This is a genomic window from Streptomyces sp. NPDC002004 (assembly GCF_053593975.1).
The window spans coordinates 36018-58081 of record NZ_JBSFDP010000010.1; the positions used below are offsets into that span (position 1 = coordinate 36018).

The window sequence follows — 22064 nt, forward strand, 5'->3', positions numbered from 1 at the left end:
GGGCAGCCCCTGCCCGTTCCGGGCCGGAAGTCCCGTCCAGGCCCCGGGGCAAACCCACTATCGCGCCTAGTACCCGATGTACCGCCTGTGCGTCATGTCACCGGGGGCCAAGATCGAAGGGGCGCAGGATGTGACCTGGGCTACTCCCGCAACGCCCTCCGGGCCCCACTCGCGCGGGTGTTGGGACACCGCGTCCGGGGACTGTCGAGCCTCCGCACCGGCCCGGATCGGGCCCCGCCGCGCACCCGCCCGCACTAGGCTCGTGACGCCGGCAGGGGCAGCCGGCCTACGGCCTTCCGAGGGGGGACAGCCGGATGGATCCCGCGGTTCTCGGCACGCGTCTGGCGTCGAGCCTGGTCACACCGCTGATCAAGAAACTCCTGGTACGGGACGGCCCCGGAGCGGGCCTGGTGGACCGGCCGGTCCGGCTGTCCCGGCTGGTCTCCTTCCGGGGCGAGCAGCGCACGCTCACCGACCGGGACGTGCGCAGGCTCGCCGCCACCCTGGTGGCCCAGGCCGTCGGCTCACCCGGCGAACGTCCCTTCCCGCCGGACGAGGACACGGCCGTCGCCGACGCCCTGGCCCGGGCCCTGCTGGCCCTCGGCGACCTCGACATGGACGACGTCCAGGCGGTCCACCTGGGCCACCGGGAGCTCGCCCGCACGCTGCTCGCCCGCTCCGGCGCCCACGCGCCCGCCTCAGGTCTGTCCGCGGACGCCTCGATCTTCCTGGACTCGGCGACCGAGTGGGCCTGTCTGCACATCCTGCACTTCTTCACCCAGCGCTCCGCCTTCGTGCCGCGGACCCTCGTGGAGCAGAGCCGCGCCCAGGCAGAGATCATCGCGAAGCTCGACCAACTGATCATGCGCGCGCCGCGTCCCGACGCCCGCGACGCGGCGTTCGAGCGGACGTACCGGGCGCACATCGCCGCCAAGCACGGCAAGCTGACGATCTACGGCATCGACCTCACGAACTCCCCGGGGAAGTGGCCGCTCGACGCCGCCTATCTGAGCCTGGAGGCGACCGCACCGCAGCGCGCGCTGTACGAGCAGGAGACCGGTGAGCACGGCCTGCGGGACCCGCTGGCCGGAGCGGCGAGCCCCTCCCCCGCCGACCGGGCCCTGGCCGAGCACGAGCGGGTTCTGCTGCGCGGGGTCGCGGGCTCCGGCAAGACCACGCTCGTCCAGTGGCTCGCGGTCTCCGCGGCGGGCGGGGATCCGGGCGACCGCATGGCCTATCTGCGCGACCGCGTCCCGTTCGTGCTGCCGCTGCGCACCCTCACCCGGCACGGCGAGCGCCTGCCCGCCCCCGCCGCCTTCCTCTCCGCCGTCGGCTCGCCGCTCGCCGGAACCCAGCCCGAAGGCTGGGAGGCGCGGGTCCTCGACGCGGGCCGCGGGCTGCTGCTCGTCGACGGCATCGACGAGGTGCCGGAGACCGAACGCACCCGCGCCCGGGCCTGGCTGGGCGACCTGATCGACGCCTACCCCGGGAACCGCTGGCTGGTCACCTCGCGCCCCTCCGCGGTACGGGAGGAGTGGCTCGCCGGCGAGGGATTCACCGAGCTCACCCTCACCGCCATGAGCCCGTCCGACGTCGCGGCCTTCATCCGGCGCTGGCACACGGCGGCACGCACCGGCAGCGACGACGAGGACGCCCTGCTGGTCTCGTACGAGAGTCAGCTCCTGGACGCCGTCCGTGCCAAGCCCGATCTCGGGCGGCTCGCCACCAACCCGCTGATGTGCGGTCTGGTCTGCGCGCTGCACCGGGACCGCCGCGGCTATCTCCCGCACGGCCGCAAGGAGCTCTACGAGTCCGCGCTCTCCATGCTGCTGATGCGCCGGGACCGGGAGCGCGACATGGCGGGTCCCCGGCTGGGCGAGGAGCCCCAACTGCAGCTGCTGCAACGGCTCGCGTACTGGCTGATACGCAACGGGCGCACGGAGATGGACCGTACCCGCGCGGAGCGGACCGTCGCCGAGGTCCTGCCCGCCGTCCCGGCCGCGGCCGCGCTGGGCGACGCCCCGGTCGTCCTCAAGCACTTCCTGGACCGCACCGGTCTGCTCCGCGAACCGGCACCGGGAACGGTGGACTTCGTCCACCGCACCTTCCAGGACTACCTCGGCGGCCGGGCCGCCGTGGAATCCGGCGACTTCGGCCTCCTCGCCGAGCACGCCACCGACGACCAGTGGGCCGACGTCATCCGTATGGCGGTGGCCCAGGGACGGCCGCGGGAGCGGGCGGAGCTGCTCCGGCTCCTGGTGGCGGCGGGCGACGCGGCCACCGACGGCCGCGCCCGTGCGCGGGCGCATCTGCTCGCAGTGGCCTGCCTCGAACATGCGACCGAGCTGGACCCCGGCGTACGGGCCGTGGTCGAGGAACGCGCCTCCGCGCTGATCCCGCCCAGGACGACGGAAGAGGCCCGCTCACTAGCGGAGGTGGGCCCTCTGGTGCTCGAACTGCTGCCGGGACCCGAGGGGTTGTCGGCGGAGGAGGCCCGCCTGGTGACCGGCACGGCCGCACTCGTCGGCACGGAGGCCGCACTGCCGGTTCTCGCGCGGTACCGGGCCCATCCCGATTCGTCGGTGCGCGTGCAACTGGCGCTCGCCTGGCAGCGATTCGACGCCGTGCAGTACATCGACGAGGTCCTCGGACACCTCAGGACCGATGACATCTGGCTCTCGGTGAAGCAGCCCGAGCAGCTTCGTGCCCTGCCCCGTCTCGGGCGGCCGCGCCGTCTCAATGTCCATGGTCAGCACACGATGGAGGACCTGCTCGCCCATCTGCCGTCCGGCCTGCACGGACTGACCCTGTGGGAGAACGAACGCCTGGAGTCGCTGCGTCCCCTCGCCCGGTTCACATCCCTGCACCATGTAACGCTGCACGACTGCCCACGGGTGACCGACCTTGCCCCGCTCGCGGAGCTGGAGCTCAATGAACTGGCTCTCTCCCGGCTCACTGGCGTCGCCGGCCTGGACCGGTTGACAACGCTCACGCGCCTCAGCATCGGCCAACACCTCCCCGGTGTACGGCTGGACGCGCTGCCGGCCACGGCTCCGCTCAGCTGGCTCGTGCTCCGCAACGACGCCCTTGCGTCGGCCGGCCTGCGCGGACTGAGCCGCTGGACGACGCTGGAGGGCCTGGTCCTCGGCGAGGAGTCGGCCCCCCTCACCACGCGGGACTGGGCCGAGGTGGCCGACCTGCCCCAGCTCCACACCCTGCATCTGCACCGCGACGTCCTGCCCGCAACGGAACAGGCGCCCGTACTCCCCGGAATCGAGACCCTGTATGTGGAGGGAATTCACGGCGGAGAGGATCTCGCTCCGCTGCGGCGCTTCCTGCCCTCCCTGCGTGAGGTCCATCTGTACGTCAGCGGAGAGCGCGCCCTCGACGCGAACCGCTACGACGGCCTCTTCCCGGGGGCGCGCGTCACCGTTCCCACACCGATGACCGGGCTTCTCTGAGGGCGGGAAGGGACGCGGAAAGGGGCTGCCCGGGACTCGGAAGTCCCGGGCAGCCCCTTTCACTGCTTGCGCGCGCCGGAGGCTACGCCTCCTTGCTCAGGTTCGGCCCCGTGCCGCCCGTCGCCTGCTCGATCGGCGGGACGTCCGGGAGGGCCGACTTCTCCTCGCCGCGGAAGGTGAAGGTCTTGCTCTCTCCCTCGCCCTCCGTGTCGACGACCACGATGTGACCGGGACGCAGCTCGCCGAAGAGGATCTTCTCGGAGAGCACGTCCTCGATCTCGCGCTGGATGGTCCGGCGCAGCGGCCGGGCGCCCAGCACGGGGTCGTAGCCCTTCTTCGCGAGGAGCGACTTGGCCGTCGGGCTGAGCTCGATGCCCATGTCGCGGTCCTTCAGGCGCTCGTCGACCTTGGCGATCATGAGGTCGACGATCTGGATGATGTCTTCCTCGGTGAGCTGGTGGAAGACCACCGTGTCGTCGACACGGTTCAGGAACTCCGGGCGGAAGTGCTGCTTCAGCTCGTCGTTGACCTTGGCCTTCATGCGCTCGTAGCCGGTCTTCGTGTCGCCCGTGGCGGCGAAGCCCAGGTTGAAGCCCTTGGAGATGTCCCGGGTGCCGAGGTTGGTCGTCATGATGATGACCGTGTTCTTGAAGTCCACGACCCGGCCCTGGGAGTCGGTCAGCCGACCGTCCTCCAGGATCTGCAGCAGCGAGTTGAAGATGTCCGGGTGGGCCTTCTCGACCTCGTCGAAGAGGACGACGGAGAACGGCTTGCGGCGGACCTTCTCGGTCAGCTGGCCGCCCTCTTCGTAGCCCACGTATCCGGGCGGGGAACCGAAGAGACGCGACACCGTGTGCTTCTCGCTGAACTCCGACATGTCGAGGGAGATCAGCGCGTCCTCGTCGCCGAACAGGAACTCGGCGAGCGTCTTGGACAGCTCGGTCTTACCGACACCGGACGGGCCGGCGAAGATGAACGAGCCACCCGGACGCTTCGGGTCCTTCAGGCCCGCACGCGTACGGCGGATCGCCTGCGACAGGGCCTTGATGGCGTCCTTCTGGCCGATGACCCGCTTGTGGAGCTCGTCCTCCATGCGCAGCAGGCGGCTCGACTCCTCCTCGGTCAGCTTGAAGACCGGGATACCGGTGGCGGTGGCCAGGACCTCGGCGATCAGCTCGCCGTCGACCTCGGCGACGACGTCCATGTCGCCGGCCTTCCACTCCTTCTCCCGCTTGGCCTTCGCGGCGAGGAGCTGCTTCTCCTTGTCGCGCAGCGACGCGGCCTTCTCGAAGTCCTGCGAGTCGATCGCGGACTCCTTGTCGCGGCGCACGGCCGCGATCTTCTCGTCGAACTCGCGGAGGTCCGGCGGGGCCGTCATACGGCGGATGCGCATCCGGGAACCGGCCTCGTCGATCAGGTCGATCGCCTTGTCCGGCAGGAAGCGGTCCGAGATGTAGCGGTCGGCCAGGGTGGCGGCCTGGACCAGGGCCTCGTCCGTGATGGAGACGCGGTGGTGCGCCTCGTAGCGGTCGCGCAGACCCTTGAGGATCTCGATGGTGTGCGGCAGCGACGGCTCGGCGACCTGGATGGGCTGGAAGCGGCGCTCCAGGGCCGCGTCCTTCTCCAGGTGCTTGCGGTACTCGTCCAGCGTCGTCGCACCGATGGTCTGCAGCTCGCCGCGCGCCAGCATCGGCTTCAGGATCGAAGCGGCGTCGATGGCGCCCTCGGCGGCACCCGCACCGACCAGCGTGTGCAGCTCGTCGATGAACAGGATGATGTCGCCGCGGGTGCGGATCTCCTTGAGGACCTTCTTCAGGCGCTCCTCGAAGTCACCGCGGTAGCGGGAGCCCGCGACCAGTGCGCCCAGGTCGAGGGTGTAGAGGTGCTTGTCCTTCAGGGTCTCGGGCACCTCGCCCTTGACGATGGCCTGGGCGAGGCCCTCGACGACCGCCGTCTTGCCGACGCCGGGCTCGCCGATGAGGACCGGGTTGTTCTTCGTACGGCGGGACAGCACCTGCATGACCCGCTCGATCTCCTTCTCGCGCCCGATGACCGGGTCGAGCTTGGACTCGCGAGCGGCCTGCGTGAGATTCCGGCCGAACTGGTCGAGGACGAGGGACGTCGAGGGCGTGCCCTCGGCGGGGCCGCCGGCGGCGGCGGTCTCCTTGCCCTGGTAACCGGAGAGCAGCTGGATGACCTGCTGCCGCACCCGGTTCAGATCGGCACCCAGCTTGACCAGGACCTGGGCGGCGACACCCTCGCCCTCACGGATCAGGCCGAGCAGGATGTGCTCCGTACCGATGTAGTTGTGGCCCAGCTGAAGAGCCTCGCGGAGCGACAGCTCCAGGACCTTCTTGGCGCGAGGAGTGAAGGGGATGTGCCCGGACGGGGCCTGCTGGCCCTGGCCGATGATCTCCTCCACCTGCTGGCGGACCGCCTCGAGCGAAATCCCGAGGCTCTCCAGGGCCTTAGCGGCGACACCCTCACCCTCGTGGATCAGGCCCAGGAGGATGTGCTCGGTGCCGATGTAGTTGTGGTTGAGCATCCGGGCTTCTTCCTGAGCCAGGACGACAACCCGCCGCGCGCGGTCGGTGAACCTCTCGAACATCGTTAATCGCTCCTCAGAGCGGTCAGTCAGTTAGGGGTCGATCCCCTCCCTGTCCTTCCGCAGCTTAGTCCCGCAAGCGGGGACCGCTCATTCCAACTGCCGACACCCGTCGCTGGCCTCCTGACCCGAACGCCGACAACTGCTCCAACACCGATGGTGCGAGACGATGTTCCCGCAGGCCAGGCAGATACCCGTGCCATCAGTACGCCGATGGCGAACGTGAGACCGCCTTTCCTGCGTGTCGCCCCTCCCCACTAGGGATGTCTTACCCGCACGGACGGACACTCCATGCGGCGCACCCCGGTTCCCTCCGCTACGGGCGAACATCCTTGCGCCGGCGAGCGCCCCGGCACGCCCCCATTTTCGCACGCTGTGCAATCAGGTGCACACTCTGCGTAACTCGTCGGCGTTCTGCGGGGTTCCTTCGGATATGGCAGAGCCCACCGATTCCTTCACCGAGCACGTCGTCCGGAATTCCGGTCACGCCGTTCCGGCCGCGGAGGCCGTCGTACGGCTTCCGGAGCGGACGGACACGCTCCGTCGCCATGCGGCGGCCGAGGGCCGGGAGGTGCGGCGGTGGTACGAGAACGTCCTGGGCTGGGCGGCCGTGGACGGGCCGCCGGCGCAGCTGCTCACAGGGCTGCGCTTCGACGTTCTGGAGATGCCCGCACAGGCGGGTTCCGCGGTGCTGCGCCGGCTGCGGACGCGCTGTCCGGTCGCGCTCTGCGGGGATCGGATGCGCCTGCTGGTGGCCGCGGGCGGCGCGGACGAGCTGCCGGGCCTGCTGGCCTGGCTGGAGTGGGGGGCGCTGGCCCCGGATCTCAGGGCCGTCGGCGCGGGCGGGCGCATCGAGGCGCCACTGCCCCCGGGACGGGCCGGCGGGCGGGGGGCCGCTGTGTGGTTGCGGCCCCCGGAGCCCGGTTGCGAGGTCGAGCCGACACTGCCCGCGCTGCCGTCAGTGGCTGCACTGGGGGGTGGAGGGACAGTGCCGAACAACGGCTCGGCCGTGGGCCCCGATCTCGTACGACTGGTGGACACGGCGGCAACGGAGTGCCACCGCGCCCGGCTGTGCCATGTCCGGGATCAGCGCTGTGCGTCCTCGTACGCCTGACGGATGTGCGCGGGGACGCGGCCGCGATCGTTGACCTCGTAGCCGTTCTCCTTCGCCCAGGCACGGATCTGCGCCGTGTCCTGACCACTGCCCGCCGCCACGGCGCGCGCCTTGCCGCGGCCGCTCGAGCCACGGCCACCGGTGCGGCGGCCGCCCTTGAGGTAGGGCTCCAGCAGGCCACGGAGCTTGTCCGCGTTGGAGGTGGTGAGGTCGATCTCGTACGACTTGCCGTCCAGCGCGAACGTCACCGTCTCGTCCGCCTCGCCGCCGTCGAGGTCATCGACAAGAAGGACCTGAACCTTCTGTGCCACCGGATTTCCTTTCTCGATAACTTCAGGGTCGGGAGCCGGCGGCGTCGGCCGCGGTTTCACGGGCCCCTGTTATATGCAGTACTGCAGTACGTCGGAAAGCAAACCGCTTTTGCTGGAAAAACACAAACCCCTGGGAGAGCCCTACCTCGCCGAGAAGACCGGAAACATGCGCGTTTCGGACATAGGGCACCTGGGCAAGACCTTGGCGGGACCGCCCGGAACGCAGGGGAACGCAGCGGAACACCATGGAACATGCCGGAAAAGCCGCGACGATCACAGATGCAGAAGCATCCGGCTGTTGCCCAAGGTGTTCGGTTTCACTCGTTCGAGACCGAGGAACTCCGCTACGCCCTCGTCATAGGAACGGAGCAGCTCGCTGTAGACATCGGTGTCAACCGTATCGTCGGGCGTCTCACCGATCTCCACGAAGCCGTGCTTCGCGAAGAACTCGACTTCGAAGGTCAGGCAGAATACGCGGCGAACGCCCAGCCAGCGGGCGGTCTGCAGCAGCTTCTCCAGCACTTGATGACCCACTCCGGCGCCCTTCACCAGGGGGTTCACCGCGAGAGTGCGGACTTCCGCGAGGTCTTCCCACATCACGTGCAGAGCGCCGCAGCCGACCACCTCGGCGTTGTCGTCGCGTTCCGCGACCCAGAACTCCTGGATGTCCTCGTAAAGAGTCACCGTCGCTTTGTCGAGCAGGATGCCTCGCTGCGCGTACGAGTCGAGGAGGCGGCGGACCTCCGGGACATCGCTCGTCCTGGCCCGCCGGACGGTGACGCCATTTGCGGGGACTTCGTGAAGCTCTGCTGGCATGAGCGGACGCTATCGCTCTGCCTCGCCGCCCGGGGAGCCGGGGTTCTCGGGGGCCGGGTTCTCGGGCGGCCGGTTCTGCGGAGGCGGGTTCTGCGCGGGCGGGTTCTCGGGAGCCGGGTTCTCCGGAGGCGGGTTCTCCGGCACTTGCACGATGCGCATGGCTGCGCGCAGTGCCTCACGCTGTTCCGCGGACATCATCCCGAAGAAGGCGACGAGTGCGGCCGCGGGGTTGTCGCTCTGGGACCACGCCTCGTTCATCAGTGCGGCTGCGTAGGCGGCGCGAGTGGAGACGGCCTCATATCGATAGGCGCGGCCTTCCGCTTCCCTCCGCACCCAGCCCTTCTGATGGAGATTGTCCAAAACGGTCATCACCGTGGTGTAGGCGATGGACCGTTCCTGCTGTAGATCTTCCAGGACTTCTCGAACGGTCACGGGGCGGTTCCACTTCCAGACCCGCGTCATGACCGCGTCTTCGAGTTCTCCCAAGGGGCGAGGCACACCTGAACAATAGTGGGAGATTCCTCCGCCCACACGGCGGGACGTGGCTTTCTCCAACAAAAAGGGCGTACGACCTGAATAGCCACCCTGCCGCCCGCCATCGGCCTCCACCGGCCCACGCGCAGCCTGCGCAGGCCTCGGTGCGGCTCACGGCGACGGAGACGGGAGCACACCCGGGCGACGGCCCGGGGCCGTAATGTGCGGGCATCCGGGCATTCGGGCATGGGCATGCCGGAGGCCGGGAGGCGGGGAAGCGCGCAGACAGGCAGCTGCGCCGGAACGCCGGGAACGCGCCGGCCCCGGAGACGGGACGGGCCGCCGCACATGGCGCCGGAAACGCGGGGGGACTGGACGGTCGGCCGTCACCCGAACGCGGAGCGGCAGCGGCGGCCGGTCTGCCGACCGGCGCGCGCCGCGGAAAGACCGCCGGGAAGGCGCGCCCGCGGAGCCGGCGGACCGTTCAGGCGGAGCCGGAAGTCCGCTCAGGCGGCGCCGTCGGCGGAGCCGGAGACCTTGTGGGCACCCTCCGCGCGCGCGAGGACGGCGTCCACGGCCGCGTCCTCCTTGGCCTTGTTGGCGCCGCCCTGGCTCTTCACGATCGTCACGATCAGGCCGATGAAGAACACGGCCATCACTACGGGGGGCACGAGCGCGGAGACATAGTCCATGCCGTCCAGAGTAGCTACCCCACCGCCAGCTTCTCCGGCGGGTTCGCGGGTGGCGCGGGGCGGCGCTTGGGCGGGAAGACCTCGCCGGGGGTCGGCACGGGCCGACGGCTGGGGGTGGGGCGGCCCGGCGTGGGCGGAACGGCGGGGGCGGCAGGCTCGGGCTTGGGCTTCGGTTTGGGCTTCTCCTCGCCCTCGTCCGCGGCGGCGCGCCCGCCGGGCAGGGCGAGAAGCCGCGTACGCGCCCCGGGGACGGCCGCACGCCGCTCCCCCGGCACGGCGGCCGCACGGCTCGCCGACCGGGCCCGTACGGCCTGCTCGGCGACGTCGCGGCAGCGGTCCAGCAGGGCCGCCGCCACCGGGTTGCCGCGCAGGGCGCCCAGCGCGGCGAGATCGTCGGAGGTGGGCTCGTACCCGGCGCTCAGAACCTCCTCCAGGAGGCCGAGATAGCCGGGCGCGGCCCCGGGAAGGGCGAGACGGTAGCGGCCGAGGTCGGCCAGCACGAAGGCCCGGAGCCTGGCGCCCTCACGGACCGCCTCGTCGACGGAGTCGGCGAGGCGAAGGCAGTCCTGGACGTCCTCGGCGGATGCGGGGCTGGGGTGCAGGGCGAGGGCGAGGGCGCGTCGGAGCACACGCAGCTCCTGCGCGCCGAACGCCATTCCACCGTGGGATCCGTATGGCGTGGGCATGCAGTGACGATACGCGCTAATCAGACAAACTTCGCCTATCCGACATGGTGTGGCGCGCCCCCGGCCGGGCAACGTCCCTGGTCAGCGACGTGAAAACGTCCGCCGACGGGACACCGCCGACCAGGGGACACGGCCCCGGTGGACCGTCGGCGCGATCAGATGCGCGAGACGTTGCGCTCGTAGACGAGACGCAGTCCGATCAGGGTAAGCCAGGGCTCGTGCTCGTCGATCACATGGGCCTCGCCGAGAACCATGGGGGCCAGACCGCCCGTCGCGATGACGGTGACGTCCTCGGGGTCGTCGGCGAGTTCGCGTGCCATGCGGTTCACGACACCGTCGACCTGGCCCGCGAAGCCGTACACGATGCCCGCCTGCATGGCCTCCACGGTGTTCTTGCCGATCACGCTGCGCGGCCGGGCCAGCTCGATCTTGCGGAGCTGCGCACCGCGCACACCGAGGGCCTCCACGGAGATCTCGATGCCCGGCGCGATGACGCCACCGGCGTACTCCCCGCGCGCGGAGACCGCGTCGAACGTCGTCGCCGTCCCGAAGTCCACGACGATCGCCGGGCCGCCGTAGAGCTCGACCGCCGCCACCGTGTTGATGATGCGGTCGGCGCCGACCTCCTTGGGGTTGTCCATCAGGATGGGCACGCCCGTCTTGATGCCGGGCTCGACCAGTACGGCGGGCACGTCCCCGTAGTAGCGCCGGGTGACCTCGCGCAGCTCGTGCAGCACGGACGGCACGGTCGAGCAGATGGCGATCCCGTCGATGCCGTCGCCCAGGTCGTCGCCGAGGAGCGGATGCATGCCCATGAGGCCGTTGAGGAGCACGGCCAGCTCGTCGGCGGTGCGGCGGGCGTCCGTGGAGATGCGCCAGTGCTCGACGATCTCCTCGCCGTCGAAGAGGCCGAGGGTGGTGTGGGTGTTCCCGACGTCGATGGTCAGCAGCATCAGCCCTGCTCCGCCCCGTCCTCGGAGCCGGACTCCCGCAGGTCCAGGCCGATGTCGAGAATCGGCGAGGAGTGCGTGAGGGCGCCCACCGCGAGGTAGTCGACGCCGGTCTCGGCGTAGGCGCGCGCGTTGTCCAGCGTCAGCCGGCCGGAGGACTCCAGGAAGGCCCGGCCGTGCACGATGGCGACGGCCTCCTCGGTCTCGCCCGGCGTGAAGTTGTCCAGCAGAATCAGGTCGGCGCCCGCGTCGACGACCTCGCGCAGCTGGTGCAGCGTGTCGACCTCGACCTCGATCGCCACGTCCGGGAACTGCTCGCGGACCGCCTTGAAGGCCTGCGCCACGCCACCGGCGGCGACCACGTGGTTGTCCTTGACCAGCGCCGCGTCCGAGAGGGACATGCGGTGGTTGACGCCACCGCCGCAGCGGACCGCGTACTTCTCCAGGGCGCGCAGCCCGGGCGTGGTCTTACGGGTGTCGCGGACCCGCGCCCCGGTGCCCTCCAGGACGTCCGCCCACGCGCGGGTGGCCGTGGCGATACCGGAGAGCCGGCACAGGATGTTGAGGGCGCTGCGCTCGGCCGTCAGCAGATCGCGGGTGCGGGTGGTGACGGACAGCAGCTTCTGTCCGGCGACCACGCGGTCGCCGTCCTCCACGTGCCGCTCCACCTCGAACTCGTCGGTGGCGACGACCGAGATCACCGCCTCGGCGATGCGCAGGCCCGCCACGGTGCCCGCCTCGCGGGCGGTGAAGTCGGCGACGGCGACGGCGTCCTCGGGGATGGTGGCGACGGTGGTGACGTCGACGCCGCCGTCCAGGTCCTCCTCGATCGCCATGTGCGCGACGTCCTCGACCAGCACCGGGTCGAGCCCGGCGTCGGCGAGCAGCTGCGCGAGGTCGGGGTCGAGGCCGCACTCCAGGGCTTCGACGTCGTGCTCGCCGTCGGCGGCGCAGCCGCAGCCGTCGCCGCAGCCACCGCTGCCCGCGGCCGGAACGAAGGGAAGGTCGGGGGTGCTCACGGGGTCACTGCTCCTGGGGACGGGGGCTGGGCTTCGCGTGGGGACGGGTCGGGTCCTCATCGGGCCGGGTCGGCGGGAACCCGGCCGTCGTGGTGGTGTGCACGGCGAGGGTCCGGTCCGCGGCCAGACGTACGACGATATGGCGCCGCCAGGTGTCGTCGTCGCGGTCGGCGTGGTCCTCGCGCCAGTGGCAGCCGCGGGTCTCCTCGCGGCGCTGCGCGGCGGCCACGAGCACCCGCGCGACACACAGGAGGTTGGTCGCCTCCCAGGTGTCGACGCCGGGTTCGGCCGTCTTGCCGTTCTCCGCGAGTGCGTCCATGGCGTCGGCGTGCAGCCGCTGGAGCCGCTCCGCCGCACGCGCCAGGGACTCGGCGGAGCGCAGCACCCCGGCGCCCTCGGTCATGATCCGCTGGAGCGCGAACCGGGTCTCGGGGGCGAGCAGCGGGTGCTCGGGCTGCTCAGGACAGGGCACCGGGGCCGGTACCCGCGCGCGGAGGCCGTTCTCGCGGTGGCCCGCCACGATGTCCTCGGCGATGCGCTCGGCGTAGACCAGCCCCTCCAGGAGGGAGTTGGAGGCGAGCCGGTTGGCGCCGTGGACACCGGTGCAGGCCACCTCGCCGCACGCGTACAGGCCGGGCACGGTGGTACGGCCATGCAGGTCGGTGCGGACGCCGCCGGAGGCGTAGTGCGCCGCGGGGGCCACCGGGATCGGTTCGGTGACCGGGTCGATGCCGTGGGCGCGGCAGGCCGCGAGGATCGTCGGGAAGCGCTGCTCCCACATCGCGGCGCCGAAGTGCCGGGCGTCCAGGTACATGTGCTCGGCGCCCTGCTCCTGCATACGGCGCGTGATGCCCTTGGCGACGACGTCGCGGGGCGCGAGCTCGGCGAGCTCGTGCTGCCCGACCATGAAGCGCACCCCGTCCGCGTCGACGAGATGGGCGCCCTCGCCGCGTACCGCCTCGGACACCAGCGGCTGCTGGCCCTCCGCGTCGGGTCCGAGGAACAGCACGGTCGGATGGAACTGCACGAATTCCAGGTCGGAGACCTCGGCGCCGGCGCGCAAGGCGAGGGCCACTCCGTCGCCGGTGGACACGGACGGGTTGGTGGTCGCCGAGAAGACCTGGCCCATGCCGCCGGTCGCCAGCACGACCGCGGGCGCGTGCACGGCGCCCACGCCGTCGTGCTGGCCCTCGCCCATGACGTGCAGCGTGACGCCGGCGGCCCGCCCATCGGCGTCCGTCAGGAGATCCAGCACGAGCGCGTTCTCCACGGTGCGCACGCCCCGCGCGCGGACCGCTTCGACCAGGGCGCGGGAGATCTCGGCACCCGTCGCGTCGCCGCCCGCGTGCGCGATACGGCGGCGGTGGTGACCGCCCTCGCGGGTGAGCGCGAGGTCGCCGGTCTCCGCGGACAGGTCGAAGCGCGCACCGGTCCCGATGAGCCGGCGCACGGCGTCCGGGCCCTCCGTGACGAGGGTGCGCACGGCGTCCTCGTCGCACAGGCCGGCGCCCGCGACGAGCGTGTCGTCGAGGTGCTGCTCCGGGGTGTCGCCGTCGCCGAGTGCCGCCGCTATGCCGCCCTGGGCCCAGCGCGTGGAGCCGTCGTCGAGCCGGGCCTTGGTGACGACGACCGTGTCGAGTCCCGCGGCCTGGCAGCGCAGCGCCGCGGTGAGTCCGGCGACGCCGGACCCGACGACCACGACGTCGGCGGCGAGCGACCAGCCGGGCGCGGGGGCGTGCAGCCGTATCCCGGTGGCCGTGCCGGTCGGGCGTGCTGTGGCGCTCATGTCGCGGCTCCGAACGTCAGGGGGAGGTTGTCGATCAGCCGGGTCGTGCCGACCTTCGCGGCCACGGCGAGCACCGCCTCGCCGGTGAAGCCGTCCTCGACGTCGGTGAAGTCCGACGGGTCGACGAGGGCGAGGTAGTCCAGGACGAGCGGCGGGTCGAGCCGGGCGGCGTCGTCCAGCACCAGGCGGGCCGCGGCGCGCACCGCCGCGGGGGAGCCGGGCGAGGCCTGGGCGACGGCGTGCGCGTCGGCGGCCGCCCGGGACTCGCCCAGCGCGTTGAGGGCCTCGGCGCGCGCGTGCGTGGTGGGGGCGAGGGCGGCACGCGCGCGGAGGGCCTCCTGGGCGGCATGCCGGTCGCGTCCGGCGAACAGGGCCTGGGAGAGCGCGAGTGCGGTGCCGCGCTCGGCGGGCGACAGGTAGCGGTTGCGGCTGGACAGGGCCAGGCCGTCGGGCTCACGCACCGTCGGGACGCCGAGGATCTCCACGCCGAAGTTGAGGTCCTTCACCATGCGCCGGATCAGCGCGAGCTGCTGGGCGTCCTTCTGCCCGTACAGCGCGACGTCCGGGCGGGTGAGGTGCAGCAGTTTCGCGACCACGGTGAGCATGCCGTCGAAGTGACCGGGGCGCGACGCGCCCTCCAGGCGCTCCCCCATGGGGCCCGCGGTGATGCGCACCTGGGGCTCGCCGCCCGGGTAGACCTCGTCCGCGGAGGGCGCGAACACGATGTCCGCACCGGCCTGCTCGGCGATCTTGACGTCCGCGTCCAGGGTCCGCGGGTAGCGGTCGAGGTCCTCGCCCGCGCCGAACTGGAGCGGGTTCACGAACACGGTGACGACGACCTCGCCATCGGGTCCGGCAAGCCCGCGCGCAGTGCGGATCAGCGTGGCGTGGCCCTCGTGCAGCGCCCCCATCGTCATGACGACGGCACGACGGCCGCGCCGCGCGCTGGTGCGCAGCTCATCGGCGGTGTGCAGCACGGTGGTCATCGGGCCTTCCCCTCGGCCGCAGCGTTCATCAGGACCCCTCCCTCGGAGCCGTTCACCGGGACCGTCATCGGGCCCCTCCCTCGGAGCCGTCGGCCAGCACGCCCAGCAGGTCCTCGGCGAGCTCGGGTTTGAGCAGGCCGTGGGCGAGGGCCCGGTCGGCGGTGGCCCGCGCCATCGCCAGATACCCCGGAACGGCAGCCGGGGCATGCCTGCGCAGCTCGGCGACATGGGCGGCGACGGTGCCCGCGTCACCCCGCGCGACGGGCCCCGTCAGGGCCGCGTCCCCGGACCTGAGGGCGTTGTCGAGGGCGGCGCCGAGCAGCGGGCCGAGCATCCGGTCGGGGGCGCCGACCCCGGCCGCCCGCAGCAGGTCCATGGACTCGGCGACGAGCGTGACCAGGTGGTTCGCACCGAGGGCGAGGGCAGCGTGGTAGAGCGGCCGGGCCTCCTCCTCGATCCACTCGGGCTCGCCGCCCATCTCGATGACGAGCGCCTCCGCGGCCAGCCGCAGCTCCTCGGGCGCGGTCACCCCGAACGAGCACCCGGCGAGCCGCTGCACGTCGACGGGGGTGCCGGTGAAGGTCATCGCCGGGTGCAGCGCGAGAGGCAGCGCGCCGGCGCGCAGCGCGGGGTCGAGCACGCGCGTGCCGTAACGCCCGGAGGTGTGCACGAGCAGCTGGCCGGGGCGTACGGCTCCGGTCCCGGCGAGCCCTTCGACCAGGCCCGGCAGGGCGTCGTCGGGGACGGTGAGCAGCACGAGCTCGGCGCGCTCGAGGACCTGCGCGGGCGTCACGACGGGGACGTCCGGGAGCATCTGCGCGGCGCGCCGCACGGAGGTGTCGGAAACCGCGGACACGGCGACCGGGTGGTGCCCGGCGAGCTGGAGGGAGGCGGCGAGTGCGGGGCCGACACGGCCCGCCCCCACGACGCCCACGGACAGTCGCGCGGGGCGGTCCTTCGGGTCTGGCAGTTGAGGTCTGTTCACTCGTCGACGGCCTTCCGTTCCAGTCCGCTCGGGGTACCGGACGATTTCTCGTCATGCTAACGCTATCCGTGTCGGGGCCTCTTCCCCCCGTCCACAGGCTGTGGGTATCGAGAGGCCTTCCTCAGCATGATTCCCATGTCCCGGGACGATCCGACACCGCATGCCGAATGCGGTCCCGGCCGTCCGGGAGCGGGCCGGGCACGTGTGGCGGGTCGGGAGCGGGCCCGCGTGGAACGGGCCCTGCGCACGGGGCAGGTCCGGTGCGCGGGGCAGGCCCGGTGCGCGCGGGGCGGGGGCACGGCACGGGAAGCCGTCCGGTGGGCGACGTGCCGTTCCGGGTCCGGGTGCGCGGGAGCCATGATCGGGGGATGAGCGATACGAATGAGCAGATGCGCAGACGCCGCAGGGCGGCGCGGCAGGCCGCCGAGCGGACCCTGTGGCGGCCGTCGTTCGAGGGCACGCTGCGACAGGCGCTGGCCGCGCTCACGGAGGCGGCGGACGGCGCGTACGACCTGGGCGAGCCGGTCGACCACTACGGGGACGGGGTCGTCGAGGCGCTGGAGGAGAGGGTTGCGGGCCTGCTGGGCACGGAGGCCGCCGCGTTCTTCCCCACCGGCACGATGGCGCAGCAGATCGCCCTGCGGTGCTGGGCCGGCCGCACCGGCAACGCCACGGTGGCCCTGCACCCGCTGGCCCACCCGGAGATGCACGAGCGGGACGCCCTCACCGCGCTCGGCGGACTGCGCACCGTCCACCCGACGCAGGAGCGGCGGCTGCCCACCGCCGACGAGATACGGGACTTCGACGAACCCTTCGGGACGCTGATGCTGGAACTGCCCCTCCGGGACGCCGGCTTCGTCCTCCCGTCCTGGGAGGAGCTCGACGAGGTCGTGGAGGCCGCCCGCGCGCGGGACGCCGTCGTGCACATCGACGGGGCCCGGCTGTGGGAGACCACGGTGCACTTCGGGCGCCCGCTGGACGAGATCGCGTCGCTCGCGGACAGCGTCTACGTGTCGTTCTACAAGTCCCTCGGCGGTCTCGGCGGCGCCGCCCTGGCGGGGCCGGCCACGCTCGTCCAGGAGGCCCGCGCCTGGCGGCACCGTTACGGCGGGCAGCTCTTCCAGCAGTACCCGACGGCGCTGTCCGCGCTGATCGGTCTGGACCGGGAGCTGCCCCGGCTGCCGGAGTACGTCGCCCATGCGCGCGTGGTCGCACAGGCCCTGCGCGCCGGCTTCGAGGAGTCCGCGGCCGCCTGGGCCCGGGTGCACCCGGAGGTGCCGCACACGCATCAGTTCCAGGTGTGGCTGCCGTACGACGCCTCGGTGCTCGACGACGCGGCGGTGCGGCAGGCCGAGGAGACGAAGACCTCGCTGTTCCGCCACTGGAACGCGGGCCCCGTGCCGGGGGTCGCGTTCACCGAGGTGACGGTGGGCGCGCCGGGCCTGGAGTGGACGGCGGACGACGTGGCGGCGGCCGTCGGGGAGTTCGTGCGGCGGCTGTCGGGCTGAGGCTCACCGCGCCGCGTGGCCGCCGCTCATGCGGCCCCGCGGTGACGCTGCGGGAACAGGCGGGCCAGAGTGGTCCGCCATCTCCCGCGCGCGGGGCGCTCCTCGACGACGGCCCGGAACCGGCCGTAGTCCCGCAGCTCCCGGACCACGTGCCAGTCGTTCGCCCCGGGGGCCGGCGGAGGCGGGTCGCCATGCAGGGCGGCGCGGTAGGCGTCCAGTGCGTGCTGCTGGATCGTGCTCATGAGGTACACCTCTCGTTCGTCCGGGCCGCAGGGGCCGGCCGCAAGGGGCCGGTTCCAGGCCTCGGGGAGTCGTTCGTCCGGGCCTCGGCAGGTCGTTGGTCCGGGCCCTGGGGGGCGCTCGTCCGGGCCGTGGGGCGCGGACCGTTCCGGCCACGGGTCCGCCCGCCCCGGCCGTGGCGGGATCGCCCGCACGGGCCGCGGAGTCGCGTCGTCCCTTCGCGGGACGGCGGCATCGGACGGTCGGCATGACGGGCCCGCACCTGCGGTGCATGTGGTCGTGGTCGTTCGTTCGCCTGCTCCGAGGCTCCGTCCGCTCCGGGGTGCGGGTCACGTCGATTGACGGGAGACGTCAAACGGCGGCCGCTTCGTCGGTGGTGCCGGGCACCATGGGCCCATGAGCGTGAGCATCGACATCAGCGGACTGCCGAAGGAGCGGATCACCGCCGCCCCCTCTCCCCTCGCGGAGCTGGGCATGGCGCTGCACGCGCTGGCCGAGCCGGCTCACCACCCGGGTCTCCAGGGCTGGGCGACGGGCGTGTCCGCCCGCCTGGACCCGTGCCTCGCGGACCGGCTGTGCGAGGCGGACTTCCTGTGGCGCACGACGTTCTCGGACGTCTTCATGCCGTTCGCCGGGGTGGCGGGCGGCCCTACGCTGCCCGGCGGGACGCTCGCCGAGGACCTGGACCTGCTCGACAAGCTGACCGACGAACAGTTCGTGGACGCAGCCCTGGAGTTCACCTGCGAACTGAGCAACGGGACACGCGGTGCGTCCCCGCTCGCCGACCCGGGGACGAGGGAGCGCGTGCGGGAGCTCGCGGCCGCGCGCGGCCCGCGTCAGCTGCGGTTCACGCTGCGTCTGCTGGAGGATCCCCCGACCGTCCGCGGCTGGTTCCGGCAGCTCCTGGAGGACTGCGAGGACGCGTTCTTCGGCGACACCTGGGCGCGACTGCGGCACCAGCTCGCCGCCGACGCCCGCCACAAGACGGAGCTGCTGCGCCGCAAGGGTCTCGCCGAAGCCCTGGAGTCGGTCTCCGCCGCGATCTCGCTGGACGAGGAGGCCGGGCTGATCACGGTCGACAAACTCGCCGTCGAACGCACCGCGGCGGGCGATGCGGGCCTCGCCCTCGTGCCCACCAGCCTCGGCTGGCCGCATCTGATGGTGCTCTACCGCAGCAACTGGCAGCCGGTGCTGCACTACCCCGTCAGCTCGCCCGGTCTCGGCTCGCCTCCGCCGTCGGTCGAGCAGCTGACCCGCCGGATGACCGCCCTCGCGCACCCGGTGCGGATGCGGCTGTGCCGTCACCTCGCGCGCGGGGCGTACACGACGGGGGAACTCGCCGACGCGCACGGGATGACGGCGCCGGAGATATCCCGGCACCTGGGCGTCCTGAAGAAGGCCGACCTGATCACCACGCGGCGCCGCGGCCGGTATGTGCAGCACCAGCTCGACCTGGGCGCCGTGGCACGGCTCGGCAGCGACTTCATCGAGGGCGTGCTGCGCTGAGCCGGTGCACCGCGGGGCACCGGCGGACACCCGGAGGCGCCCCGGGACACCTCCGGCATCACGGGCGGGCTCGCAGGCATCGCGGGTATCGCAGGCATGGGAGCCCCCCCCCGAGCCGCCCGGAGCCGGACCAGGGCCCCGGGCCGCCCGGAGCCGGGGTCGGTGCCGCGGGCTCGCCCGGAGCCGGGATCAGTCGAACCGGATGTGCCTGACGCCCGTCCGCGCCCGGCGCAGCCGCCCCCGCAGCGCACCGTCCCGGTTCGGCTCCAGGGTCAGGCCCGCCAGGACGCCGATGCGGTCGGCCGTGCGCGCCACGGTGGTGTCGTCCGTCCACAGGTGCTCGGCGAACTCCGGTGCGCGCAGTCGCTCCAGGCAGTGGTCGAGCTGCTGCACGGCCCAGCTCTCCCGGCGCAGGGGGGCGTCCTTGCCCGCGACGTACTGCAGGACATGGCCGAAGCCGCGCTCGCGCAGACGCCGCAGCACGGTCTCGCGCTGGGCGAGCAGCGCGAAGTGGCGTACGTCGTGACCGCGGTCGCGCAGGCGTCCGAGGGTCTCCTCGAAGTGCACCGGGTCGGTGACCGTCATGGGCACGATCACCGGGCCGCCGTGCTCGGCGAGAGCCCGGTCCAGCACCTCGAACACGCCCTGCCGCCAGGCCGGCACGTCCCGGAAGTCCCCGCGCAGTCCGGGCGGCATCATCCGGTGCAGCCCGAAACCGACGTGCTCCGGGTCGCAGACGACGCTGCCCGGCAGCCGCCGCTGGATCTCGTGCGCGGTCTGTGTCTTGCCGCCGCCGAAGGGGCCGTTGATCCACAGAAGCATGCGCAGACCCTATGGGGCCGGGGTCATCCGTGTCCCCCGGCCCGGACAAGCCCGGTCTCGTACGCGAGGACGACGACCTGCACCCGGTCGCGCAGGCCCAGCTTGGTCAGGATGCGGCCCACGTGCGTCTTCACGGTGGCCTCGGACAGCACCAGACGCGCCGCGATCTCGCCGTTCGACAGTCCCTGGGCGATGAGCACCATCACCTCGCGCTCCCGCTCCGTCAGCCGCTCCAGCTCCTTGTGCTGGGGCTCCCTGCCGGTGGTGGGCAGCATCGGCGCGAAGCGGTCCAGCAGCCGCCGCGTCGTGGACGGCGCGACCACCGCGTCACCACTGTGCACGGACCGGATGGCGGTCAGCAGCTCACCGGGCGGCACGTCCTTGAGCATGAAGCCGGAGGCGCCCGCCTTCAGCCCCGAGAAGGCGTACTCGTCCAGGTCGAACGTGGTGAGGATCAGCACCTTCGGCGGGTTCGGGTCCGAACAGATGCGCCGGGTGGTCTCGACGCCGTCCAGCTTCGGCATGCGTACGTCCATCAGCACCACGTCGACGGCGGTCGCGCGCAGTGCCTGGAGCGCCTCCACGCCGTCGCCCGCCTCCGCCACGACCTCCATGTCCGGCTGCGCGGCGAGCACCATCCGGAAGCCGGTGCGCAGCAGCACCTGGTCGTCGACGAGCATCACACGGATCGGCGCCATGCGGGGGTTCCCTTCCGGGGTTCGGGGGTCGGGGTTCGGGGTTCGGGGTTCGGGGCCGAGTGCGGAACTCGGCGGCTTCGGGGGAGGGGCGGAGACGGTCGGGCGGGGTGGTGCAGGCGGTCGGGGGATCGGGGGTGGTCCGGGTCAGTGTGCTGGCTTCAGGGGCAGCAGCGCACTGATACGGAAGCCTCCGCCGGGCCGCGGCCCGGCGTCCAGGGTCCCGCCGACCATGCCGATGCGCTCGCGCATGCCGATCAGACCGTGCCCCTTCCCGTCGGCGCCGCCCTCCTCGTACAGCTCGTGCGGGGCGCCCTTGCCGTCGTCCTCGACCAGCAGGCCGAGCCCGTCGTCGAAGTAGACGAGCCGCACGCTCGCACCGGCGTTCGGCCCGCCGTGCTTGCGCGTGTTGGTGAGCGCCTCCTGCACGATGCGGTACGCCGTCAGCTCGACGCCGCTGGGCAGCGGGCGCGGTGTGCCCTCGACCTTGTAGTCGACGGTCAGCCCGGCGGTGCGGACCTGCTCGATGAGCTCGTCCAGCTGCTCGACGTCGGGCTGCGGCACGTACTCGCCGCCCTCCTCGGGCTCCCCGGTGCGCAGCACCCCGAGCAGCCGGCGCATCTCGGCGAGCGCCTGGCGGCCGGTGCCGGAGATGGTCTCCAGGGCCTTCTTCGCCTGGTCGGGGGCCGCGTCGAGGACGTAGGCGGCGCCGTCGGCCTGCACCACCATCACGGAGACGTTGTGCGCGACGACGTCGTGCAGCTCCCGGGCGATACGGGCCCGCTCGGCCGCCACGGCGACCTTGGCCTGTGCCTCGCGCTCCTTCTCCAGGCGGGCGGCTCGCTCCTCCAGCTGGGCGAAGTAGGCGCGCCGGGTCCGGATGGAGTCGCCGAGCACCCAGGCCAGCGCGAACGGCACGATCTGGAAGACGGTGACGAGCACCTTGCCGAAGCCGGTGATGTTCTCGGCGGGCCAGCGCAGCTCCGACAGGGGCGCCGCACACAGGCCGCCGACCAGCGCGAACCGCGACGCCCAGCGTGCCCCCTCGGCCGCGGCCGTGTAGACGATCACCAGCATCGCGAAGTCGGCCGGCATGACGCCGATGTCGAGGACCATCTGGGCCACGCCCATGACGGCGGCCAGGACGAGCATTTTCTCCGGCATACGGCGGCGCAGCGCGATGGTCAGGCACAGCACCGTCGCTATCGGGAAGGCGGCGACGAGCGGCCCGTACTGCTGCGGCGCGCCGTTGATGCTGGCCATGCTCACGCCGACGATCCCGAACAGGGCGACGGCCCAGAAGCTGTCGACCCACGTCGGGTGCCTGCGGAGGAAGTCATAGAGGCGCTGCACGTAACCCAGCGTAGGGAAGCGTGCAGGGTGCAGGGGTCAACCGGAGGTGCGATCC

Annotated in this window: 19 protein-coding genes; 4 read left to right on the top strand and 15 right to left on the bottom strand. The window is 72.2% G+C overall.

Annotation, left to right across the window (positions count from 1 at the left end; genetic code table 11):
• Nucleotides 1–314 precede the first annotated feature (314 nt).
• Nucleotides 315–3461 carry an NACHT domain-containing protein gene (locus ACWCP6_RS17465; protein WP_450933325.1) on the top strand — a complete coding sequence of 1049 codons (3147 nt, stop codon included), beginning with the start codon at nt 315–317 and terminating at the stop codon, nt 3459–3461.
• Nucleotides 3462–3543: 82 nt separating this feature from the next.
• On the opposite strand, the gene ACWCP6_RS17470 is transcribed toward ACWCP6_RS17465, so the two are convergent.
• Nucleotides 3544–6069, bottom strand: coding sequence for an ATP-dependent Clp protease ATP-binding subunit (locus ACWCP6_RS17470; protein WP_450933326.1), 2526 nt, complete (start codon nt 6067–6069; stop codon nt 3544–3546).
• Nucleotides 6070–6499: 430 nt separating this feature from the next.
• On the opposite strand from ACWCP6_RS17470, the gene ACWCP6_RS17475 reads away from it, so the two are divergent.
• Nucleotides 6500–7180, top strand: coding sequence for an SCO3374 family protein (locus ACWCP6_RS17475; RefSeq protein WP_450933327.1), 681 nt, complete (start codon nt 6500–6502; stop codon nt 7178–7180).
• On the opposite strand, the gene ACWCP6_RS17480 is transcribed toward ACWCP6_RS17475, so the two are convergent.
• From ACWCP6_RS17480 to ACWCP6_RS17525, 10 genes are all read right to left on the bottom strand, one after another.
• Entirely contained in the window at nt 7153–7491 is a 339-nt protein-coding gene (locus ACWCP6_RS17480; RefSeq protein ID WP_450933328.1) for a histone-like nucleoid-structuring protein Lsr2, read from the bottom strand. The two genes, ACWCP6_RS17475 and ACWCP6_RS17480, sit on opposite strands and share 28 nt — an antisense overlap.
• 273 nt (nt 7492–7764) lie before the next feature.
• A complete protein-coding gene (locus ACWCP6_RS17485) occupies nt 7765–8307 on the bottom strand; it encodes an amino-acid N-acetyltransferase (protein WP_450933329.1) in 543 nt (180 codons plus the stop codon).
• A gap of 9 nt (nt 8308–8316) precedes the next feature.
• Entirely contained in the window at nt 8317–8769 is a 453-nt protein-coding gene (locus tag ACWCP6_RS17490) for a BlaI/MecI/CopY family transcriptional regulator (RefSeq protein WP_450933500.1), read from the bottom strand.
• 518 nt (nt 8770–9287) lie between these two features.
• A complete protein-coding gene (locus ACWCP6_RS17495; RefSeq protein WP_450933330.1) occupies nt 9288–9473 on the bottom strand; it encodes a hypothetical protein in 186 nt (61 codons plus the stop codon).
• A gap of 14 nt (nt 9474–9487) precedes the next feature.
• The gene (locus ACWCP6_RS17500; RefSeq protein ID WP_450933331.1) at nt 9488–10159 is read right to left on the bottom strand and encodes a hypothetical protein; all 672 of its coding nucleotides are present in this window, start codon (nt 10157–10159) and stop codon (nt 9488–9490) included.
• Between the two features lie 155 nt (nt 10160–10314).
• On the bottom strand, nt 10315–11112 hold the full coding sequence (locus ACWCP6_RS17505) for a type III pantothenate kinase (protein ID WP_450933332.1): 798 nt from the start codon (nt 11110–11112) through the stop codon (nt 10315–10317).
• Nucleotides 11112–12128, bottom strand: coding sequence for a carboxylating nicotinate-nucleotide diphosphorylase (nadC, locus tag ACWCP6_RS17510; RefSeq protein ID WP_450933333.1), 1017 nt, complete (start codon nt 12126–12128; stop codon nt 11112–11114). Before nadC ends, ACWCP6_RS17505 begins: the two co-directional genes overlap by 1 nt.
• Before the next feature lie 4 nt (nt 12129–12132).
• On the bottom strand, nt 12133–13914 hold the full coding sequence (locus ACWCP6_RS17515) for an L-aspartate oxidase (RefSeq protein WP_450933334.1): 1782 nt from the start codon (nt 13912–13914) through the stop codon (nt 12133–12135).
• Nucleotides 13911–14900, bottom strand: coding sequence for a pantoate--beta-alanine ligase (gene panC, locus ACWCP6_RS17520; RefSeq protein ID WP_450933335.1), 990 nt, complete (start codon nt 14898–14900; stop codon nt 13911–13913). Before panC ends, ACWCP6_RS17515 begins: the two co-directional genes overlap by 4 nt.
• Nucleotides 14901–14964: 64 nt before the next feature.
• Complete coding sequence (locus ACWCP6_RS17525) at nt 14965–15885, bottom strand: Rossmann-like and DUF2520 domain-containing protein (RefSeq protein ID WP_450933336.1); 921 nt, start codon at nt 15883–15885, stop codon at nt 14965–14967.
• Between the two features lie 368 nt (nt 15886–16253).
• Here ACWCP6_RS17525 and ACWCP6_RS17530 point away from each other — a divergent pair, with 368 nt between their 5' ends.
• Nucleotides 16254–17393, top strand: coding sequence for a threonine aldolase family protein (locus ACWCP6_RS17530; protein WP_450933337.1), 1140 nt, complete (start codon nt 16254–16256; stop codon nt 17391–17393).
• Between the two features lie 26 nt (nt 17394–17419).
• On the opposite strand, the gene ACWCP6_RS17535 is transcribed toward ACWCP6_RS17530, so the two are convergent.
• Complete coding sequence (locus ACWCP6_RS17535; RefSeq protein WP_450933338.1) at nt 17420–17635, bottom strand: hypothetical protein; 216 nt, start codon at nt 17633–17635, stop codon at nt 17420–17422.
• Between the two features lie 394 nt (nt 17636–18029).
• Here ACWCP6_RS17535 and ACWCP6_RS17540 point away from each other — a divergent pair, with 394 nt between their 5' ends.
• On the top strand, nt 18030–19139 hold the full coding sequence (locus ACWCP6_RS17540) for a DUF5937 family protein (protein WP_450933339.1): 1110 nt from the start codon (nt 18030–18032) through the stop codon (nt 19137–19139).
• A gap of 189 nt (nt 19140–19328) precedes the next feature.
• On the opposite strand, the gene ACWCP6_RS17545 is transcribed toward ACWCP6_RS17540, so the two are convergent.
• The 3 genes from ACWCP6_RS17545 to ACWCP6_RS17555 all read right to left on the bottom strand — a co-directional run bounded on the left by ACWCP6_RS17545 (nt 19329) and on the right by ACWCP6_RS17555 (nt 22009).
• Nucleotides 19329–19961 carry an AAA family ATPase gene (locus ACWCP6_RS17545; protein WP_450933340.1) on the bottom strand — a complete coding sequence of 211 codons (633 nt, stop codon included), beginning with the start codon at nt 19959–19961 and terminating at the stop codon, nt 19329–19331.
• 23 nt (nt 19962–19984) lie between these two features.
• Nucleotides 19985–20659 (bottom strand): response regulator, encoded by a 675-nt coding sequence (locus ACWCP6_RS17550; protein WP_450933341.1) that lies wholly within the window; start codon nt 20657–20659, stop codon nt 19985–19987.
• A gap of 144 nt (nt 20660–20803) precedes the next feature.
• Nucleotides 20804–22009 (bottom strand): sensor histidine kinase, encoded by a 1206-nt coding sequence (locus ACWCP6_RS17555; RefSeq protein ID WP_450933342.1) that lies wholly within the window; start codon nt 22007–22009, stop codon nt 20804–20806.
• Nucleotides 22010–22064 lie beyond the last annotated feature (55 nt).

What these genes read in the sequence shown, in the direction of transcription:
- ACWCP6_RS17490 (WP_450933500.1), bottom strand. Translation starts at nt 8,769, where the DNA reads ATGACGCGGGTCTGGAAGTGGAACCGCCCCGTGACCGTTCGAGAAGTC.
- ACWCP6_RS17545 (WP_450933340.1), bottom strand. Translation starts at nt 19,961, where the DNA reads ATGCTTCTGTGGATCAACGGCCCCTTCGGCGGCGGCAAGACACAGACC.
- ACWCP6_RS17530 (WP_450933337.1), top strand. Translation starts at nt 16,254, where the DNA reads ATGAGCGATACGAATGAGCAGATGCGCAGACGCCGCAGGGCGGCGCGG.
- ACWCP6_RS17540 (WP_450933339.1), top strand. Translation starts at nt 18,030, where the DNA reads ATGAGCGTGAGCATCGACATCAGCGGACTGCCGAAGGAGCGGATCACC.
- ACWCP6_RS17495 (WP_450933330.1), bottom strand. Translation starts at nt 9,473, where the DNA reads ATGGACTATGTCTCCGCGCTCGTGCCCCCCGTAGTGATGGCCGTGTTC.
- ACWCP6_RS17515 (WP_450933334.1), bottom strand. Translation starts at nt 13,914, where the DNA reads ATGAGCGCCACAGCACGCCCGACCGGCACGGCCACCGGGATACGGCTG.
- ACWCP6_RS17550 (WP_450933341.1), bottom strand. Translation starts at nt 20,659, where the DNA reads ATGGCGCCGATCCGTGTGATGCTCGTCGACGACCAGGTGCTGCTGCGC.
- ACWCP6_RS17500 (WP_450933331.1), bottom strand. Translation starts at nt 10,159, where the DNA reads ATGCCCACGCCATACGGATCCCACGGTGGAATGGCGTTCGGCGCGCAG.
- ACWCP6_RS17470 (WP_450933326.1), bottom strand. Translation starts at nt 6,069, where the DNA reads ATGTTCGAGAGGTTCACCGACCGCGCGCGGCGGGTTGTCGTCCTGGCT.
- ACWCP6_RS17535 (WP_450933338.1), bottom strand. Translation starts at nt 17,635, where the DNA reads ATGAGCACGATCCAGCAGCACGCACTGGACGCCTACCGCGCCGCCCTG.
- ACWCP6_RS17485 (WP_450933329.1), bottom strand. Translation starts at nt 8,307, where the DNA reads ATGCCAGCAGAGCTTCACGAAGTCCCCGCAAATGGCGTCACCGTCCGG.
- ACWCP6_RS17505 (WP_450933332.1), bottom strand. Translation starts at nt 11,112, where the DNA reads ATGCTGCTGACCATCGACGTCGGGAACACCCACACCACCCTCGGCCTC.
- panC (WP_450933335.1), bottom strand. Translation starts at nt 14,900, where the DNA reads ATGACCACCGTGCTGCACACCGCCGATGAGCTGCGCACCAGCGCGCGG.
- ACWCP6_RS17465 (WP_450933325.1), top strand. Translation starts at nt 315, where the DNA reads ATGGATCCCGCGGTTCTCGGCACGCGTCTGGCGTCGAGCCTGGTCACA.
- ACWCP6_RS17475 (WP_450933327.1), top strand. Translation starts at nt 6,500, where the DNA reads ATGGCAGAGCCCACCGATTCCTTCACCGAGCACGTCGTCCGGAATTCC.